Origin of the sequence: Georgenia yuyongxinii, assembly GCF_006352065.1 — a bacterium.
Lineage (GTDB): Bacteria > Actinomycetota > Actinomycetes > Actinomycetales > Actinomycetaceae > Georgenia > Georgenia yuyongxinii.
Genome location: NZ_CP040915.1, coordinates 2,756,354 through 2,775,543 on the forward strand (window position 1 = coordinate 2,756,354; position 19,190 = coordinate 2,775,543).

The window sequence follows — 19,190 nt, forward strand, 5'->3', positions numbered from 1 at the left end:
CGCCGGCGGGAGGCCGGCGGGCATCGCTGATCGCGCGGGAGCGCGCGGGGACGGGCCGGGTCAGCCCGATACTCGCGCGGCGGTCGCGACCCGGGCCGCGAGCGCGTCGCCAACCTCGCTCGTCGTGCGGGGCGCCGTGCCGCGCTCGGTGATGTCCGCGGCGACGGCGTCAAAGACGCGCCGTGCCTCGTCCGTCAGCCCGAGGTGCTCGAGCAGCAGCGCCACCGACAGGATCGTGGCGGTGGGGTCGGCCTTGCCCTGGCCCGCGATGTCGGGCGCGGAGCCGTGGACGGGCTCGAACATCGACGGTGTGGTGCGGTCCGGGTTGATGTTCCCCGACGCGGCCAGGCCGATCCCGCCGGTGATCGCGGCGGCGAGGTCGGTGATGATGTCACCGAAGAGGTTGTCGGTCACGATGACGTCGAAGCGAGCCGGGTCGTTGACCATGAAGATCGTCGCCGCGTCCACGTGCAGGTAGTCGACGGTGACCTCGGGGTACTCGGCGCCGACGGCCTCGACGGTGCGCCGCCACAGGTGGCCGGCGTGGACGAGGACGTTGTGCTTGTGCACCAGGGTGAGCTTCTTGCGGGGCCGGGCCTGCGCGCGGGCGAAGGCGTCCCGGACCACCCGCTCGACGCCGAACGCGGTGTTCACCGAGACCTCGTTGGCGACCTCGTGCGGCGTGCCCACGCGGATCGCGCCACCGTTGCCGACGTACGGGCCCTCGGTGCCCTCACGGACGACGACGAAGTCGACCTCACCGGGCTCGGCAAGCGGCGTGGCCACACCGGGGTAGAGGCGCGAGGGACGCAGGTTGACGTAGTGGTCCAGGGCGAACCGGAGCTTGAGCAGCAGGCCGCGCTCCAGGACGCCGGAGGGGACCGACGGGTCGCCGATGGCGCCGAGGAGGATCGCGTCGTGCTCGCGGATCGCCTCGAGGTCGGCGTCGGTGAGGGTCTCGCCGGTGCGGTGCCAGCGGGCGGCGCCCAGGTCGAACGGTGTGCGCTCCACGCGCACGTCCGAGCCGTCCAGGACGACGTCGAGAACCTTGAGGCCTTCGGCCACCACCTCGGGACCGATGCCGTCGCCGGCCACCACTGCGAGTTTGATCGTGCGCGTCATGCCTCGGAACTCTACCCGCGGGTCCACGTTTCGGGATGACCATCTCACGATCTGACCATCCGGTTGTCGCTCGCACGACCCGTCTCCCCACCGCGCCGCACCGGTGCCGCTCCCGCCTGTCGCCGCGCCGCACCGGTGCTGCACCGCGCCTCACCCGGCGACGGCAACCCCCCGCTCTCGCGCCCGCAGCACCAGCGCCCACGTCCCGCCCAGCAGCGCGATGCCCGCGGCGACACCGAACGCCCCGGGGATCGTGGCGACCTGGGCGACGAGCCCCAGCACGATGGGGCCGCCGCCGATGCCGAGGTCGACGAAGGCGCTCGCCGTGGCCGAGGCAGCACCGCGCTCGCCCGCGCCGGCCCGGGTGAAGATGGCGGCGAAGAGCGCCGGTGTGCTGAAGGCAATGCCCAGGCCCATGACCGCCGCGCCGAGGAGGGCGCCGGCCGGGGTGGCCCACGCAGCGAGGATGACCAGCCCGGCGGCCATCGTCAGGACGGCGGTGGCGCCGAGCACGAGGGGCGGAAGGCGGTCGGGCAGCCTGGCGAACGCCACACGGACGGCGACGACCATCGCGCCGTAGACGAGGAGCGGCAGGCTCGCGTTGCCGAGGCCAACGGCGTCGGCGTGCAGCGCGGCGAACGCGAGGAACCCGCCCATCGCGACCATGGAGGCCAGGAAGACCAGCCCGACCGGGACGGACGGCCAGTGGATCAAGTGTCCCTCCCCCGGCTCGGGAGCCGCGGAGGGACGGGTCTCCCCGATCGTCAGCACGATGGCGCCAGCGACCGCCGCCAGTACCGCCGCTCCGGACCAGGCCACGGCGAAGCCCGCCGTTCGCACGAGGAGTTCACCGAGCGGCGGCCCAACGGTCAGGCCGAGGTAGAGCCCCAGGGAGTTGTAGCTCATGGCCTCGCCCATCCGGCTCCGGGGCGCCAGGTCCACCAGCGCGGCCACTGCCGCCACGAAGAAGGCAGCCTCAGCCACGCCCAGGAGCAGTCGCAGCGCGACGACACCAGCGAGCGTGCCGGCCAGCGGCGTCAGCGCCATGCCCACTGCGCACAGGAGCGCGCCGGCGAGCATGACCGGCTGACGCCCGCGGGAGTCGGCCAGCCGGCCGACGAACGGCCGGCACACGAGGGCGACGATGGCGAAGGCTCCGAAGGCCAGGCCAGCACCGGCCGCGTCCGAACCGAGCGGGCCGGTGACGTACACCGGCAGGGCGTAGACGGCGACGCCGTCGGCGGTGAAGTACGCGAGCTCGGCGAGGCCCAGCATCACGAACGAGCGGGTGACGAGGCGGTCGGGTGGGCGGACCACCCTAGTGTCATCGAGGGCCATGCAGCCAGGGTGGTTCCAGGACGCGCGCCGCACATGGGTAGACCTACGCATCTGTCGGACCAGCCGCGGGAGGCGGCAACCCACCCAAACGCTCAGCAGGATCCCCAACACCATGCAGCACCATGCAGCACCGAAGCGGTCACAGGAGCCCGTGCTCCATGGCGAACAGCGCGGCGGCCGCCCGGGTGCTCGCTCCGATGCGCTGGTAGATGTCCTGGAGGTGGTGCTCGGCGGTCCGCGGGGAGATGACGAGTCGCTCCGCCACCTCCCGGTTCGACAGCCCCACCGCAACGAGCCGGAGCACCTCGACCTGCCGTCCGGTCAAGCCTGCGACGCCGGAGACAGGGGTGGTGCCCGGCCGGCCGGCAGCCTGCTGGACGGCCGCCACAGCGTCGGGATCGAGACGACCGGCTCGGGCAGCCGCCGTCAGCGAGGCGACGGCGGCCTCCACCTGGCCGCCGTCCTCCGCCGACCGTGGCCTGGCCCGCATCCCGACCTCCGTCGTAGGCGACCCGGCGCGGGCCCCCTGGTGGTCACCACGCCCGGGACGACTCTCGAGCGCCGACCGGTACGCGTCCGCAGCCGCGAGGACCCGCGCGGGCATCGAGAGGTCCACGGCACGCAGGCCGCGGTGGTATCCGCTGCCGTCGGACCGCTCGTGGTGGCGAGCCGCCGTCGTGGCGACCGCGGCCAGCTCGGGCAGCCGTGCCAGGATCCGCTCGGTGTAGTAGGGGTGCAGGCGGGCCTGGTCTCGCTCGGCGGCAGTGAGAGGACCGGTCTTGCTCCAGATCCGGCTGGATACGGCGATCCGCCCGAGATCGTGGAGGTGTCCGGCGAGTCGCACGTCCGACATTTCGGGCAGCCCCAGGATGCCTGCCGCGTCGGACGCAAGGCCGGCCACGGCCGCCGAGTGGCCCTGCAGCCGGGGGCTCTTGAGGTCGACCAGGTCCCCGAAGGTCCGGGCGACGCCCTCCAGCTCGCGGTCGTCGACGTGGCGCACGGGATCCGGTTCCAGCTCGAGCGCGACGTCGAGAGGGTCCAGGGGTCCGGCGCCGGCGGGACCGTCCGCGCGGAGGGGCCCGGGCTCGGTCACCCCGTCGAGCAGGTCGACCGTGAATGCCTCGACCAGGTCCGGGTCGAGCTGCGTCCGGGCGCGGCGCCGCACCTCGGCGAGGGCGGTCTGTGAGCCCGCGCGCAGCGCCAGCAGCACCGCAGTGCCCGCGACGTGCACGATCCGGGTCGCCAGCGGGATCTGCGTGCCTCGGACCAGCGGGTACCCCTCGCCGTCCCACTGGGCGGTGACGTGCCCGAGGGCCTCGACGACGCCGTCGCCCAGGCCGAGCCGACGGGCGGCACCGCTGGCAACCTCGCACGTCGCCCGTGGGGGCTCGCTGTCCCGGGCCGCGCGTACGGCAGCCAGCAGGGTCCGCCCATGTCCCCGCCCCGACGCGGCGGCGACGCCCGGGACGAACGTGCGCACGACGTCGACGGGCCGGGTCAGGTCGGCGACGAAGCTGTACCGGACGACGGCGATGTCGTCGCCGAAGGCGCGCGCCCCGGCGTGGGAGGCCGCGGTGCAGCCGAGGTGCTCGAGGAGTGAGGCGTACAGGACGACCCGGACCTCGTCATCGGTGCAGCCCACCGCGCGGGCCAGCCGGACCGCCGCCACGCAACGAACGAGTGACTCGTCGAGCGGCGCGCCGGTCCCCAGGTCCAGCGCGCCGGACAGGCCACCGAGGATCCCCAGGAGGCGGATCACACTCGCCACGATGGCAGGTGGTCAGGGCCGCCGCAACGACGCCGAGTCATGTCATAAGTGCGAGAACGCACTGAGGCCGGCCCTCCATCGGAGGGCCGGCCTCACCGACAGCTGTCGCGGCTGCCGGGCGATGACATCTCACGGAGAAGATGACATCTCAAGGGAGAGATGCGGCGGTCAGCGGCCGACCTGGCCGTCGACGTAGTCGGTGTCGGGGGCGCTGGACCACGCGAACAGCTTCCGCAGCTCGCGGCCGACGGGCTCGATGGCGTGCTGCTCGCCCTTGGCGCGCAGCTCCTTGAACTCCGGGCCACCGGCGTCCTGGTCCTTGATGAACCGGTCGGCGAAAGCGCCGGACCGGACGTCGGCCAGGACAGCCTTCATGTTCTCCTTCACGTGGGCGTCGATCACCCGCGGGCCGGAGACGTAGTCGCCGTACTCGGCCGTGTCGGAGACGGACCAGCGCTGCTTGGAGATGCCGCCCTCCCACATGAGGTCGACGATGAGCTTCAGCTCGTGCAGCACCTCGAAGTACGCCACCTCCGGCTGGTAGCCCGCCTCGGTGAGCGTCTCGAAGCCGTACTGGATCAGCTGGGAGACACCGCCGCAGAGCACGGCCTGCTCACCGAACAGGTCGGTCTCGGTCTCCTCGGTGAAGGTGGTCTTGATGCCGGCGGCGCGCAGCCCGCCGATGGCCTTGGCGTAGCTCAGCGCCAGGTCCCAGGCCTGCCCGGAGGCGTCCTGCTCGACGGCGACGATCACCGGGACACCACGGCCGGCCTCGTACTCGCGGCGCACGGTGTGGCCGGGGCCCTTGGGGGCGACCATGGCGACGTCGTGACCGGTGCCGGGCTTGATGTAGCCGAAGCGGATGTTGAAGCCGTGCGCGAAGAGGAGCGCGGCGTCGTCCTTGAGGTTGGGCTCGATGTCCGCCGCGTACAGGCCGCGCTGGACCTGGTCGGGGGCGAGGATCATGACGACGTCGGCGGCCTTGACGGCCTCGGCGACGGTCGCGACGGCAAGGCCCTGCTCCTCGGCCTTCGCCCGGGAGGCGGAGCCCTCGCGCAGGCCGACGACGACGTCGACGCCGGAGTCCCGAAGGTTCAGCGCGTGGGCGTGGCCCTGGCTGCCGTAGCCGATGATGGCCACCTTCTTGGACTGGATGATGGACAGGTCGGCGTCGTCGTCGTAGAACAGCTCAGCCACGGTGGTACTCCTTCAGTTGGTTGATGAGGTCAAGCCTGCCAGGCCGTGGTGACACGCCGAGCGCGCGTCCAGCCCTGGCGGTGGGTCGGGGGTGTCAGGCCGAGCGGACGGCCCGTTCGGCGGCGCGGTCGGTCATCGAGCGGGAGCCGCGGGCGATCGCGACGGCGCCGGACTGGACGATCTCGCGGATGCCGTGCGGCTCCAGGGCGGCGAGCAGGGCCTTGACCTTGCCCTCGGACCCGGTGGCCTCGATCGTCACGGCGTCGGGGGCGACGTCGACGACGTGCGCCCGGAACAGCTCGACCACCTGCAGCACCGCTGTGCGCGAGGCATCATCGGCGCGGACCTTGACGAGCAGGAGCTCGCGCTGGACCGAGCTGTCGGGCTCGAGCTCGACGATCTTGAGGACGTTGACGAGCTTGTTGAGCTGCTTGGTCACCTGCTCCAGAGGCAGCTCCGCGGCGTCGACCACCACGGTGATGCGGGAGATCTCCGGGTGCTCGGTGGGGCCCACGGCCAGGGAGTGGATGTTGAACGCCCGCCGGGCGAAGAGGGCCGACACGCGCGTGAGCACGCCAGGCTTGTTCTCCACCAGCACGGACAGGGTGTGCCTGTGACTCATCTACCTGCTCCTGCTCACTCGTCGCGGTCCCACGCGGGGGTGAGCCCGCGCGCGTACTGGATCTTGTCGTTGCTCACGCCGGCGGCGACCATCGGCCACACCATGGCGTCGCGGCTGACCACGAAGTCGACGACCACGGGCTGGTCGTCGATCTCCATGGCGCGCTTGATCGTCGCGTCCACGTCGGCGGTGGACTCACATCGCAGGCCCACGCACCCGTAGGCCTCGGCGAGCTTGACGAAGTCGGGGATGTGCCGGGTCTCGTGGCCGGTGTGCAGGTCGGTGTGGGAGTAGCGGCCCTCATAGAAGAGGGTCTGCCACTGGCGGACCATGCCGAGGGAGGAGTTGTTGATCAGCGCCACCTTGATCGGGATGCCCTCGAGGGCGCAGGTGGCCAGCTCCTGGTTGGTCATCTGGAAGCAGCCGTCGCCGTCGATCGCCCAGACGGTGGCGTCCGGGCGGCCCACCTTCGCGCCCATCGCGGCCGGGACCGCGTAGCCCATGGTGCCCAGGCCACCGGAGTTGAGCCACGTCCGTGGGTGCTCGTACCGGATGAACTGGGCGGCCCACATCTGGTGCTGCCCCACCCCGGAGACGTACACGGCCTCGGGGCCCACGATCTCACCGAGCCGGGAGATGACGTGCTGAGGGGCCATCAGGCCGTCCTCGGTGGGGGCCCAGCCCAGCGGATAGGTCTGGCGCAGGTCGTCCAGCTGCTTCCACCAGGCCTCCAGGTCCGGCTGGCCGTGCTGCGCCTGCGCGGCGGTCAGCTCGCCGACCAGGTCCGCGATGACCTCCTTGAGGTCACCGACGATCGGGACGTCGGCGTGACGGTTCTTGGAGATCTCGGCGGGGTCGATGTCCGCGTGGACGATGGTGGCCTTGGGGGCGAAGCTGTCCAGCTGGCCGGTCACCCGGTCGTCGAACCTGGCACCGAGCGCGACGACGAGGTCGGCCTGCTGCAGGGCGGCCACCGCCGCGACGGTGCCGTGCATGCCGGGCATGCCGAGGTTCTGCGGGTGGGAGTCGGGCACCGCGCCGCGCGCCATGAGCGTGGTGACGACGGCGGCCCCGGACAGGTCCACCAGGCGGCGCAGCTCGGCCGAGGCGTTGCTACGGATGGCGCCGCCGCCGACGTAGAGCACCGGGCGGCGGGCGGTGGCGAGCAGCCGGGCGGCCTCGCGCACCTGGCGGGCGTGCGGCTTGGTGACGGGGTGGTAGCCGGGCAGGTCCATCTGGGGCGGCCAGCTGAACGTGGACCCCGCCTGCTGGGCCGACTTGGCGATGTCGACGAGCACCGGGCCCGGGCGGCCGGTGGAGGCGATGTGGAAGGCCTCAGCGATGCGGGCCGGGATCTCGTCGGCATCGGTGACGAGGAAGGAGTGCTTGGTCAGCGGCATCGTGGCGCCGACGATGTCGGCCTCCTGGAAGGCGTCCGTGCCGATCATCGCGGCGCCCACCTGCCCGGTGATGGCCACGACCGGGACGGAGTCCATGTGGGCGTCGGCCAGCGCGGTGATGAGGTTGGTCGCGCCCGGGCCCGAGGTGGCCATGCAGACGCCGACCTTCCCGGTCGCGGCGGCGTAGCCGGTGGCGGCGTGGCCGGCACCCTGCTCGTGCCGGACGAGGATGTGGCGCAGCTTGGTCGAGTCGTACAGCGGGTCGTAGGTGGGCAGGATCGCCCCACCCGGCATGCCGAAGATCGACTCGACGCCCGCCTCCTCGAGGGACCGGACGATGTTCCGGGCGCCGGTGGAGGGCTCGGTGACCTGCGCCGTCGACGGTGCTACCGCCGATGCCATCCGGACGGGAGCCGCCGGCGCCTGGGGCGCGGCGGGGCGAGGCGGCGCCGGGTGCGGTGCCTTGGCCATGGTGTGCCTCCTACGGTGGTGCGGGACGGGAAGTTGACGTACTGGCATGAAAAAACCCCTCGGTCCGCGGGGTCACGGAAGGCTCGAGGGGTGCGCGCAGTGCTCGGGTCAGCGAGCGGCCGCGCGCCGCCGGACTACGTCAACTCGGAACTGCATGAGGTTCACCATAGCGGGCGCGGGCCCGCAGGTCACGTTCCGCAGTGTCGGTCTCGCATCGTGGATCACAGGCTCACGCCTCGGACGGTTTGCGTGGTGGTCGGCCTACCCCTCCGCCGCCTCCCAGGTACACAGGCGCGCCTGGTTCCCCTCGGCGTCGGCGAGAACCCACCGCGACGGCGCGTGCGCGTCGGTGACCAGGCGGCCACCGGCGTCCAGCGCTGCCTGCACGCGTGCCCGGACGGCGTCGTGCGGGACGTGGATGTCGAGGTGGACCGTGCCGGGCTGTGGTGGCTGGGACCCGTTCATGCGCTGGAATCGTACGGAGGGGCCGCGCCCAGCGGGGTCGATGAGATCCGCCGTCGCCGGGTCGTCACCGGGGAACTGCGGGTCTTTGTACCCGAGCACGGCACGCCAGAACGGTCGGACGGCTGGAATATCGAGGGCGTCGATGCCGATCTCCAGCTGCTGGGGACGGGCCGGCTCGGCCGCCACGCCTAGCTCGGCGGCGACGGCGGTGACGCGCCCGGCGAGGCGCACGTCGCGCTCCGTCAGGCCGCCGGCGTCGTGGGTCACGCTGCGCACGTGCACCCGGAAGTAGCGCACGTCCAGGTCCGGGTGGTGGTCGAGCTCGTCGGCGATCTCGCCGATACGCCGGACCAGCTCGATCCCGCGTGCGAGGTCGCCGGTGCGGAACGTGGCGTGCAAGCGCCCGGCGAGCACCCGCCAGTCCTGCAGGCCGGCCCGTGACTGGACGTCGGCGGCCGTGAGTCGCTCGGTCATGGCCACAGCCTGGCACCGGACGGTGACGGGGGCGAGGCGGCTTCCGCGCCGTCCGGCCACAGCGATGGGAGCGCACGTGACCTCCGGCCCCCCTCGGTGTCCCCGGCGGCCGATACGGTCGATTCCGACATACCAGGACCCACGCAGGAGGCCCCCGTTGCAGACCATCCTCGGCGCGCTCGCCGACCAGCCCCTGCTGCTGCTTTTCCTCGTCATCGGTGTGGGTGCGGTGATCGGGCGCCTGTCTTTCCGGGGGGTCTCCCTCGGGGCCGTCGCCGTCCTGTTCACGGCGATCGCGGTCACGGCCCTGGGCGTCCACCACGGTGTCACCCTCGCCATCCCCGAGACCCTCGGGTTCTTCGGCCTAGTGCTGTTCGCGTTCGTCACCGGCATCACCTCGGGCCCGAACTTCTTCCACGCGCTGCGCACCGCCTACCCGGTCATGCTGGCGGTCGCCGTCGTCCTGGTCCTCGGCGCCGGCACCGCCGTCGGCCTGGGCAGGGCGCTCGGCCTCGAGGGGCAGGTGGTCGCGGGTGCGTTCGCGGGTGCGTTGACGAACACGCCGGCCCTCGCGGCGGCGGGCGGCACGCCGGAGGCGACCGTGGGGTACGCCGTCGCGTACGTCTTCGGCGTGGTCGGCATGCTCGCCGCCGTCGCGCTCGCGTTGCGTCACCGCGGCACCGACCGGGACACCCCCTCCCCCGTGGTCGACGTCAGCCTCCGGGTGGAACGTACCGACGGCCCGACGGTTGCCGGCCTGCGGGAGCGCCACGGCGGTCAGCTGCACTTCTCCCGGATCCGCCGCGACGAGTCCGGGCCGGCCGAGCCGGTGGCGCCGGGCGACGTGCTGCGCGTCGGCGATGTCGTCACCGTCGTGGGACCGGCGTCGGTGGTGTCGGAGCTGACCACCGAGCTGGGCCACGTCTCCTCGCACGACCTCACGGCCGACCGCCGGTTCCTGGACTTCCGCCGGATGACCGTCTCCGCCCCGCGGCTCGCGGGGCGCACGGTGGCCGAGCTGGGGCTCGAGGCCAGGTTCCACGCCACGGCGGCCCGGGTGCGCCGCGGCGACGTCGACATGGTCGCCACCCCGGACCTCGTGCTGCAGCTCGGCGACCGGGTCCGGGTGGTCGCTCCCCGGGCCCGCATGTCGGAGGTGACGGCGTACTTCGGGGACTCCGCGCGGGGCTTGGCGGACATCAACCCGGCGGCGCTGGGACTCGGGCTCCTGCTCGGCCTGCTCATCGGGGAGACCCCGATCCCGCTGCCGGGCGGGTCGACCTTCGCCATCGGCGCCGCAGCGGGCACCTTGATCGTGGGGCTCGTGATGGGCCGGGTGGGCCGCATCGGGCCGGTGGTGACGGCCCTGCCCTACACGGCGTCCATGGTGCTCTCCGAGCTGGGCCTGCTGGTCTTCCTCGCGTACGCGGGCACCAAGGCCGGCTCGCTCATCCTCACGGCGTTCGCCTCCGGCGAGTGGGTGCGCATCCTGCTGCTCGGCGCGGGTATCACGCTGGTGGTGGCGGCGGCGACGTATGTGGTCATGCGGCGCGTGTTCTCGATGGGCGGCACCCGCCTGTCGGGCGTTCTCGGCGGCGCCCAGACGCAGCCGGCGATCCTGGCGTTCGCGAACGGCCGCACCGGGCACGACCCGCGGGTGGCGCTCGGCTACGCCCTCGTCTACCCGACGGCGATGGTCGTAAAGATCCTGCTCGCACAGGTTCTCGGCGGGTTGTGAGCGACAGGACGAGGCCCCCACCCGTCAGGGTGAGGGCCTCGGCCTGTGGTGCGCTCAGCAGCAGCGCGCGCCCGGGTTGGCGTCCAGCTCCGCCCAGCGCCGGCGCCAGAACTCCTTCTCGGTCGGCACGGATGCCGCCGGGTGGACCCGGCGCCGGTGGGCGACGAACCGCTCGTAGTCCTTGTCGCCCATCACGGACGACACGTACCAGTGCACGGCCCGGACACCGCGGGTGAGGCGGCTCCCGAGAGCCGTCACCGCACGGGCTCCCGGACGCCGTCGTCGTCCTCCGAGAGGGCGTTGTCGTCCTCGGAGCGGGCGTGGTCATGGTCGCGGGCGTGGCCCTTGGCGCCGTGGAAGACGGCGTTCGGGTCCACCTCGAGCCACTCGGCCTCGATGGCCTTCTCCGTGGGGGTCGCGACCAGGCCTCGCGGGGCGAACCGGCGGGAGGGCTCCTCCCCCTCCTCCGAGGTCGCCATGCCGCCGGCCCGCACGGAGCGGACCACGACGACCATGCCGGCCACGAACACCGTCAGGACCATCGCCGCGAAGAGCACGGACAGCGTGGTCTGGATGTAGGTGTTGCGGATGACGGCGTCCATCGCCTCGGGCGTGGCAGCGGTGCCGAGGGCGGTCTCGCCAGCTGCACGCGCCTCCACGAACCGCCGGTTCTGCGCCCAGTAGCCCAGCGCCGGGTTGTCGGAGAAGATCTTCTGGTACGACGCGGTCATGGTGACCAACAGGTCCCAGGCGAGCGGGACGCCCGCGATCCACGCCCACTTGTACAGCTTCTTCTTCATGAGCACCACGAAGATCAGCGTGAGGGCGATGGCGGCGAGCAGCTGGTTGGCGATGCCGAACAGCGGGAACAGGGTGTTGATGCCACCGAGTGGGTCGGTGACGCCCATCAGCAGGATCGCGCCCCACCCGGCGACGACGACGGCGGACGCCACCCAGGCACCCACGCGCCAGGAGGGGTCGCGGAACTTCTTGAAGCCGCCGCCGAGGTTGCCCAGGGTGTCGGTGAGCATGAAGCGCGCGGTGCGGGTACCGGCGTCGACCGTGGTGAGGATGAACAGCGCCTCGAACATGATCGCGAAGTGGTACCAGAACGCCTTGAGGGAGTCCCCGCCCACGAGCTTGGCGAGCACCTCCGACATTCCGAAGGCCAGCGTCGGGGCGCCACCGGTGCGCGAGATGATCGACTCCTCGCCGACCGACGCGGCCGCGCCGGCGATCTGGTCCGCCGTCACGGGGGCAGTGCCCAGACCCAGGCCGTTGACGTACTCGGCCGCGGTCTCCGGCGTTCCACCGGTGAGGGTGGCCGGGGCGTTCATCGTGAAGTACAGGTTCTGGTCGATGACGACGGCCGTGACCAGCGCCATGATGGCGACGAATGACTCGGTCAGCATGCCGCCGTAGCCGATGATCCGCGCCTGGCCCTCCTTCTCGAGGAGCTTGGGCGTGGTGCCGGAGGCGATGAGCGAGTGGAAGCCTGAAAGCGCGCCGCACGCGATCGTGATGAACAGGAACGGGAAGAGCGAACCGGCGAAGGCCGGCCCGTTTCCTTCGACGGCAAACTTGCTGACCGCGGGAGCCTGGACGGCGGGGCCGACCCACAGGATTCCGATGGCGAGCAGGGCGATGGTGCCCACCTTCATGTAGGTGGACAGGTAGTCACGCGGCGCGAGCAGCAACCACACCGGCAGCACCGAGGCGGCGAAGCCGTAGATGATCAAGCACCACGCGAGCGTGACCTTGCTCAGGGTCAGGTACTCCTGGCCCCAGTCGGTCTGGTTCACCCAGCCGCCGGCGATGATGGCGAGCAGCAGCAGCGCGACGCCGATCGCGGAGACCTCGCTGACCTTTCCGGGGCGCAGGTAGCGCAGGTACAGCCCCATGAAGATCGCGATCGGGATGGTCATCGCGATGGAGAACACGCCCCACGGGCTCTCGGCCAGGGCGTTGACGACGATCAGGCCGAGGACGGCGATGATGATGATCATGATGGCGAAGACGCCGATGAGCCCTGCGGCGCCGCCGACGGTGCCCATCTCGTCGCGCACCATCTGGCCCAGCGAGCGCCCACGGCGCCGCACCGACAGCCAGAGGACCAGGTAGTCCTGCACGGCGCCGGCCAGGACCGCGCCGAGGATGATCCAGATGGTGCCCGGCAAGAAGCCCATCTGGGCGGCCATCACGGGCCCGACCAGCGGGCCCGCGCCGGCGATGGCGGCGAAGTGGTGCCCGAAGAGCACGCGCCGGTCGGTGGGCTCGTAGTCCTTGCCGTTGTCGTACAGCTCGGCCGGGGTCGCGCGGTCGTCGCGCGGGCGGACGACCTTGTACTCGATCAGCCGGGCGTAGAACCGGTAGCCGATGATGTACGTGCCGATAGCCGCGACGACGAACCAGCGGGCGTTCACCTCCTCCCCGCGGACGAAGGCGATGATCGCCCACGCGACCGCCGCGGCCAGCGCGATGGCGGCGAAGACCATCTTCTTGCGGAAAGTCATCGGTGTGCGGTCGACCACCGCGACCGGGGGCCGGTCAGGGTTGGTGCGCACGACGTCTATGTGTTTTGACTGAAGCATCGTTTCTCCACGTAGAACCCCCGGGTGCTGCTGCGCGGCGGGGAGCGGCGGAAGGCGTCCAATCGGACGCCCCCGGTACTCTAACGTCGTCCAAAAAGTCGTAGGTCATACGAATGTCCCAGCCGGCCTGGGTCGGTCCGTGTTAGATCACAGGGCGGCGGTCCAGACGACGGCGGCCCGCACCTCGTGGGTGCGGGCCGTCGTCGGGCTGGTGCGTGCTGGCGTGCTACTCGAGGATCGCGCCCCTCGAAGCGGACTTGACCAGCTTGGTGTACTTGCCCAGCACACCCTTCGTGAACTTCGGGGGCACGGGCGCCCAGCCTTCGTTGCGGCGGGCGAGCTCGGCGTCGTCCACCAGAAGGTCGAGGGTCCCGTTCGCGACGTCGAGGCGGATGCGGTCGCCGTCGCGCACCAGGGCGATCGGGCCGCCGTCGACGGCCTCGGGTGCGATGTGGCCCACGCACAGGCCGGTGGTGCCACCGGAGAAGCGCCCGTCGGTCATGAGAAGGACATCCTTGCCCAGGCCCGCGCCCTTGATGGCGCCGGTGATGGCGAGCATCTCCCGCATGCCAGGGCCCCCCTTGGGTCCCTCGTACCGGATGACGACGACATCGCCGTGGGTGATGGTGCCGTCCTCCAGGGCATCCATCGCGGCACGCTCGCGGTCGAAGACCCGGGCGGTGCCCTCGAAGACGTCGGCCTCGAAGCCCGCGGACTTCACCACGGCCCCCTCCGGGGCGAGCGAGCCGTGCAGGATCGTGATGCCACCGGTCGTCGCGATCGGGTTGCTGGCCGGGCGGAGCACGCTTCCGTCGGGCTGCTGGGGGGCGAGCTTCTCCAGGTTCTCCGCAACGGTCTTGCCGGTGACGGTCATGCAGCTTCCGTCGAGGAGACCCTCGTCCAGGAGGGTCTTCATGACGACCTGGATGCCGCCGACGCGGTCGACGTCGTTCATGACGTACTTTCCGTACGGCTTGAGGTTGGCCAGGTGCGGGACCTTGGCACCGATGCGGGAGAAGTCGTCGAGCGTGAGGTCGACGTCGGCCTCGTGCGCGATGGCGAGCAGGTGCAGGACGGCGTTCGTGGAGCCGCCGAAGGCCTGGACGACGGCGATGGCGTTCTCGAAGGCGGCCTTGGTCATGATGTCGCTGGAGGTGATGCCCTGGCGCAGCATCTCCACGACCGCCTCGCCGGCCCGTCGGGCGGCGGCGTCGCGGCGGCGGTCCGCCGACGGCGGGGTGGCCGATCCGGGGATCGACATGCCGATCGCCTCGGCCACGGTGGCCATGGTGTTGGCGGTGTAGTAGCCGCCGCACGCGCCCTCGCCCGGGCAGATGGCGCGCTCGATGCGGTCGAGGTCCTCGCGGCTCATGAGCCCGCGGGAGCAGGCGCCGACGGCCTCGAAGGCGTCGATGATCGTGACGTCCTTCTCGGTGCCGTCCGAGAGCTTGACGAAGCCGGGCATGATCGAACCGGCGTAGATGAAGACGCTGGCAAGGTCGAGGCGGGCGGCGGCCATGAGCATGCCGGGCAGCGACTTGTCGCAGCCGGCCAGCAGGACGGAGCCGTCCAGTCGCTCGGCCTGCATCACGGTCTCGACGGAGTCCGCGATGACGTCGCGGGAGACGAGGGAGAAGTGCATGCCCTCGTGGCCCATCGAGATCCCGTCCGAGACGGAGATGGTGCCGAACTGCAGCGGATACCCGCCGCCGGCGTGCACTCCCTCCTTGGCCGCCTGTGCGAGGCGGTCGAGCGAGAGGTTGCAGGGGGTGATCTCGTTCCAGGAGCTGGCGATGCCGATCTGCGGCTTCGCGAAGTCCTCGTCCCCCATGCCCACGGCGCGCAGCATGCCGCGCGACGCGGTCGCCTCCAGGCCGTCGGTGACGGTGCGGCTGCGGGGCTTGATATCCGGCGTGGCCGGCGCGTCGGTACTCATGGTCGCGAGTCTAGGACGCCCGGCGTGGAGCCAGAGATCACGTCCGCCGTCGCGGCCGGCCGCGTCATGTCACCTGTGCCGTGGTCGGCGCGGTGCCCGGCCCATGTGCATTGCCGGGGATCGAGCGATCCGCGAGAAGTGGCCCCACCTGTTTTTAAGGACTCGCCCGCGTCTCCGTCTACGCCGACGACGTGCCCGCCGCGCACGTCTGGAACACAGGCTCTTCGGTCTCGAGCCGTGCTCCGTGCGCCCGGCGGTGTGCGCCCGCAGCGGATGTGGGCCGATGTGGGGGTCCGGCTGGGCGACCACGCAAACGAGCTCGTCATCATCGACCGCCGATTCGTCGCCGCGAATCGCAGGAACCTTTCCGCCCCACGAATCCGGCCCGCGAACCCGCGTAAATGCGGAAAGGCCCCCACGAAAAAAATGCAGAAAGGCCCCCACCTGGTGGTGGGGGCCTTTCTGTTAATGGGTGTTCGGCGGTGTCCTACTCTCCCACACAGTCTCCCGTGCAGTACCATCGGCGCTGAGGGGCTTAGCTTCCGGGTTCGGAATGGGACCGGGCGTTTCCCCCTCGCTATGACCGCCGTAACTCTATGGAGATGTACCCGTGGGCCCTTTGTCCAACATGGTGTTGGGGGTGGGTTTCTCGGGAACCGTACAGTGGACGCGTATGCAGTGCTTTTACTTCTTCTCACCGGGGTGAGTGTTGTGGCAAGTTGTTGGCCAATTAGTACCGGTCAGCTCCACGCGTTACCGCGCTTCCACGTCCGGCCTATCAACCCAGTGGTCTGCTGGGGGCCTTCCCACCTCGAAGGGTGGTGGAAACCTCATCTTGAAGCAGGCTTCCCGCTTAGATGCTTTCAGCGGTTATCCCTTCCGAACGTAGCCAACCAGCCATGCTCCTGGCGGAACAACTGGCACACCAGAGGTTCGTCCGTCCCGGTCCTCTCGTACTAGGGACAGCCCTTCTCAAGTTTCCTGCGCGCGCAGCGGATAGGGACCGAACTGTCTCACGACGTTCTAAACCCAGCTCGCGTACCGCTTTAATGGGCGAACAGCCCAACCCTTGGGACCTACTCCAGCCCCAGGATGCGACGAGCCGACATCGAGGTGCCAAACCATGCCGTCGATATGGACTCTTGGGCAAGATCAGCCTGTTATCCCCGGGGTACCTTTTATCCGTTGAGCGACGGCGCTTCCACAAGCCACCGCCGGATCACTAGTTCCGACTTTCGTCCCTGCTCGACCTGTCAGTCTCACAGTCAAGCTCCCTTGTGCACTTGCACTCGACACCTGATTGCCAACCAGGCTGAGGGAACCTTTGAGCGCCTCCGTTACATTTTAGGAGGCAACCGCCCCAGTTAAACTACCCACCAGGCACTGTCCCTGGTCCGGATCACGGACCGAGGTTAGATGTGCAGTACGACCAGAGTGGTATTTCAACGTTGACTCCACACTCACTGGCGTGAATGCTTCACGGTCTCCCACCTATCCTACACAAGCCGTACCGAACACCAATACCAAGCTATAGTAAAGGTCCCGGGGTCTTTCCGTCCTGCTGCGCGTAACGAGCATCTTTACTCGTAATGCAATTTCGCCGAGTTCGCGGTTGAGACAGCGGAGAAGTCGTTACGCCATTCGTGCAGGTCGGAACTTACCCGACAAGGAATTTCGCTACCTTAGGATGGTTATAGTTACCACCGCCGTTTACTGGGGCTTAAATTCTGAGCTTCACCACTTGCGTGGTTGACCCGTCCTCTTAACCTTCCAGCACCGGGCAGGCGTCAGTCCGTATACATCGTCTTGCGACTTCGCACGGACCTGTGTTTTTAGTAAACAGTCGCTTCTCCCTGGTCTCTGCGGCCCGAAAAGGCTAGCCAGCACGTGGCTTCACCTCTCAGGCCCCCCTTCTCCCGAAGTTACGGGGGCATTTTGCCGAGTTCCTTAACCACGATTCTCTCGATCGCCTTAGTATTCTCTACCTGACCACCTGAGTCGGTTTCGGGTACGGGCGGCTAGTCCCTCGCGTCGAGGCTTTTCTTGGCAGCATAGGATCACCCTGCTTCCCCCCTACGGGGTCACCATCGGTCCTGAGGCTTGATGGGGTGCGGATTTGCCTGCACCCCGCCCTGCAACCTTGGACGTGCATTGCCATTAAGCACGCGGTGGCTACCTGTCTGCGTCACCCCTGTTAACACGCTTACCTACTACCGGATCGGGTCCCACGCGCCGGTGGCCGGTGTTCCCCGAAGGGAACGGTGGCCACCGTTGGGTGGTTAGCATCACCGGGCTCGGTATGGTCGGTCCTTCGCCGGTACGGGAATATCAACCCGTTGTCCATCGACTACGCCTGTCGGCCTCGCCTTAGGTCCCGACTTACCCAGGGCGGATTAACCTGGCCCTGGAACCCTTGGTCATTCGGCGGACGGGTTTCTCACCCGTCATTCGCTACTCATGCCTGCATTCTCACTCGTGTGGGATCCACACCTGGGTCACCCCGGCGCTTCACCTCCCACACGACGCTCCCCTACCCACCCACGCCCCGGCACCAGGATCAAGTCCTGGCGAGGGTCTGCGTGGATGCCACAGCTTCGGCGGTGTGCTTGAGCCCCGCTAAATTGTCGGCGCAGAATCACTTGACCAGTGAGCTATTACGCACTCTTTCAAGGGTGGCTGCTTCTAAGCCAACCTCCTGGTTGTCTGTGCAACTCCACATCCTTTCCCACTTAGCACACGCTTAGGGGCCTTAGCTGGTGGTCTGGGCTGTTTCCCTCTCGACTACGAAGCTTATCCCCCGCAGTCTCACTGCCACGCTTCACTTACCGGCATTCGGAGTTTGGTTGACGTCAGTAACCTTGTAGGGCCCATCGGCCATCCAGTAGCTCTACCTCCGGCAAGAAACACGTGACGCTGCACCTAAATGCATTTCGGGGAGAACCAGCTATCACGAAGTTTGATTGGCCTTTCACCCCTACCCACAGGTCATCCCCTCAGTTTTCAACCTAAGTGGGTTCGGTCCTCCACACGCTCTTACACGTGCTTCAACCTGCCCATGGGTAGATCACTTCGCTTCGGGTCTAGAGCACGCGACTCATACGCCCTGTTCGGACTCGCTTTCGCTACGGCTTCCCCACCCGGGTTAACCTCGCCACGCACCACTAACTCGCAGGCTCATTCTTCAAAAGGCACGCCGTCACCCCTGCAAAGGAGGCTCCGACGGATTGTAAGCATCCGGTTTCAGGTACTATTTCACTCCCCTCCCGGGGTACTTTTCACCTTTCCCTCACGGTACTAGTCCGCTATCGGTCACCAGGTAGTATTTAGGCTTACCAAGTGGTCTTGGCAGATTCACACGGGATTTCACGGGCCCCGTGCTACTCGGGATCCCCACAAGGAGGCCCAGGCGTTTCGTCTACGGGGGTCTCACCCACTATGCCCGGCCTTCCCAGACCGTTCGACTACACCTGGACTTTCTCACTCCTCACCACCCCGGCAGAGATGGTCAGTGGGTCCCACGACCCCGAAGGTGCAACGCCCGCCGGCTATCACACACCCCCGGTTTAGCCTCATCCGCTTTCGCTCGCCACTACTCACGGAATATCTCTTCCTGTGGGTACTGAGATGTTTCACTTCCCCACGTTCCCTCCACACGCCCTATATATTCAGGCGCGGGTAACCGCACATGACTGCGGCCGGGTTTCCCCATTCGGACACCCTCGGATCACAGCTCGTTTGCCAGCTCCCCGAGGCTTATCGCAGGCTACAACGTCCTTCATCGGCTCCTGGTGCCAAGGCATCCACCGAATGCTCTTAAAAACTTGACCACAAAAGATCAAAGATGCTCGCGTCCACTGTACAGTTCTCAAGCAACCCACCAACACCGACCCACCACCAGCCGCAAACGACTAATCTGGCACCGGCATGGCCACGGCCGAGACGAACACACCCCCAAACCCCACGAACACGTCCGCGGGCGGGGGGCCTGTTCCCTCAGGACCCAACAGTGCACCAAGACTTTCGACGTTCCACCCATGAGCAACCACCCGGCGAACTGTCGCCGCCGCA

General features: G+C 69.0%; 11 protein-coding genes and 2 rRNA genes. 1 reads left to right on the forward strand and 12 read right to left on the reverse strand.

The genetic code is table 11. The features are described from left to right. Positions 1–60 precede the first annotated feature (60 nt). From FE374_RS12645 to FE374_RS12675, 7 genes are all read right to left on the reverse strand, one after another. The gene (locus FE374_RS12645) at positions 61–1,122 is read right to left on the reverse strand and encodes a 3-isopropylmalate dehydrogenase (RefSeq protein WP_139929532.1); all 1,062 of its coding nucleotides are present in this window, start codon (positions 1,120–1,122) and stop codon (positions 61–63) included. 150 nt (positions 1,123–1,272) lie between these two features. Beyond that, entirely contained in the window at positions 1,273–2,460 is a 1,188-nt protein-coding gene (locus FE374_RS12650) for an MFS transporter (protein WP_168205680.1), read from the reverse strand. Between the two features lie 139 nt (positions 2,461–2,599). After that, entirely contained in the window at positions 2,600–4,219 is a 1,620-nt protein-coding gene (locus FE374_RS12655) for an HD domain-containing phosphohydrolase (protein ID WP_223173530.1), read from the reverse strand. A gap of 177 nt (positions 4,220–4,396) precedes the next feature. Continuing rightward, positions 4,397–5,425 (reverse strand): ketol-acid reductoisomerase, encoded by a 1,029-nt coding sequence (gene ilvC, locus FE374_RS12660; RefSeq protein ID WP_139929538.1) that lies wholly within the window; start codon positions 5,423–5,425, stop codon positions 4,397–4,399. 94 nt (positions 5,426–5,519) lie between these two features. Next, complete coding sequence (gene ilvN, locus FE374_RS12665; protein WP_139929540.1) at positions 5,520–6,047, reverse strand: acetolactate synthase small subunit; 528 nt, start codon at positions 6,045–6,047, stop codon at positions 5,520–5,522. A 14-nt stretch (positions 6,048–6,061) separates the two neighbouring features. Further along, positions 6,062–7,918 carry an acetolactate synthase large subunit gene (locus FE374_RS12670; RefSeq protein ID WP_139929541.1) on the reverse strand — a complete coding sequence of 619 codons (1,857 nt, stop codon included), beginning with the start codon at positions 7,916–7,918 and terminating at the stop codon, positions 6,062–6,064. A 261-nt stretch (positions 7,919–8,179) separates the two neighbouring features. Next, on the reverse strand, positions 8,180–8,857 hold the full coding sequence (locus FE374_RS12675) for a 4a-hydroxytetrahydrobiopterin dehydratase (protein WP_139929543.1): 678 nt from the start codon (positions 8,855–8,857) through the stop codon (positions 8,180–8,182). Between the two features lie 157 nt (positions 8,858–9,014). Here FE374_RS12675 and FE374_RS12680 point away from each other — a divergent pair, with 157 nt between their 5' ends. After that, a complete protein-coding gene (locus FE374_RS12680) occupies positions 9,015–10,595 on the forward strand; it encodes an aspartate:alanine exchanger family transporter (protein ID WP_230978295.1) in 1,581 nt (526 codons plus the stop codon). Between the two features lie 54 nt (positions 10,596–10,649). Here FE374_RS12680 and FE374_RS12685 read toward each other — a convergent pair whose 3' ends face one another. The 5 genes from FE374_RS12685 to FE374_RS12705 all read right to left on the reverse strand — a co-directional run bounded on the left by FE374_RS12685 (position 10,650) and on the right by FE374_RS12705 (position 18,949). Continuing rightward, the gene (locus FE374_RS12685; protein WP_139929546.1) at positions 10,650–10,853 is read right to left on the reverse strand and encodes a YbdD/YjiX family protein; all 204 of its coding nucleotides are present in this window, start codon (positions 10,851–10,853) and stop codon (positions 10,650–10,652) included. Continuing rightward, the gene (locus FE374_RS12690) at positions 10,850–13,186 is read right to left on the reverse strand and encodes a carbon starvation CstA family protein (protein WP_139929548.1); all 2,337 of its coding nucleotides are present in this window, start codon (positions 13,184–13,186) and stop codon (positions 10,850–10,852) included. The genes FE374_RS12685 and FE374_RS12690 overlap by 4 nt, the downstream gene beginning before the upstream one ends. Positions 13,187–13,412: 226 nt before the next feature. Continuing rightward, positions 13,413–15,122 carry a dihydroxy-acid dehydratase gene (gene ilvD, locus FE374_RS12695; protein WP_139929550.1) on the reverse strand — a complete coding sequence of 570 codons (1,710 nt, stop codon included), beginning with the start codon at positions 15,120–15,122 and terminating at the stop codon, positions 13,413–13,415. Positions 15,123–15,596: 474 nt separating this feature from the next. Continuing rightward, positions 15,597–15,713, reverse strand: a 5S ribosomal RNA gene (gene rrf, locus FE374_RS12700). Positions 15,714–15,832: 119 nt separating this feature from the next. Beyond that, positions 15,833–18,949 (reverse strand): 23S ribosomal RNA (locus tag FE374_RS12705). Between the last annotated feature and the right edge of the window lie 241 nt (positions 18,950–19,190).

Bases quoted from the DNA above. Each gene is read 5' to 3' on its own strand.
- FE374_RS12645 (WP_139929532.1), bottom strand. From the start codon at position 1,122: ATGACGCGCACGATCAAACTCGCAGTGGTGGCCGGCGACGGCATCGGT.
- FE374_RS12650 (WP_168205680.1), bottom strand. From the start codon at position 2,460: ATGGCCCTCGATGACACTAGGGTGGTCCGCCCACCCGACCGCCTCGTC.
- ilvN (WP_139929540.1), bottom strand. From the start codon at position 6,047: ATGAGTCACAGGCACACCCTGTCCGTGCTGGTGGAGAACAAGCCTGGC.
- FE374_RS12670 (WP_139929541.1), bottom strand. From the start codon at position 7,918: ATGGCCAAGGCACCGCACCCGGCGCCGCCTCGCCCCGCCGCGCCCCAG.
- FE374_RS12675 (WP_139929543.1), bottom strand. From the start codon at position 8,857: ATGACCGAGCGACTCACGGCCGCCGACGTCCAGTCACGGGCCGGCCTG.
- FE374_RS12690 (WP_139929548.1), bottom strand. From the start codon at position 13,186: ATGCTTCAGTCAAAACACATAGACGTCGTGCGCACCAACCCTGACCGG.
- ilvD (WP_139929550.1), bottom strand. From the start codon at position 15,122: ATGAGTACCGACGCGCCGGCCACGCCGGATATCAAGCCCCGCAGCCGC.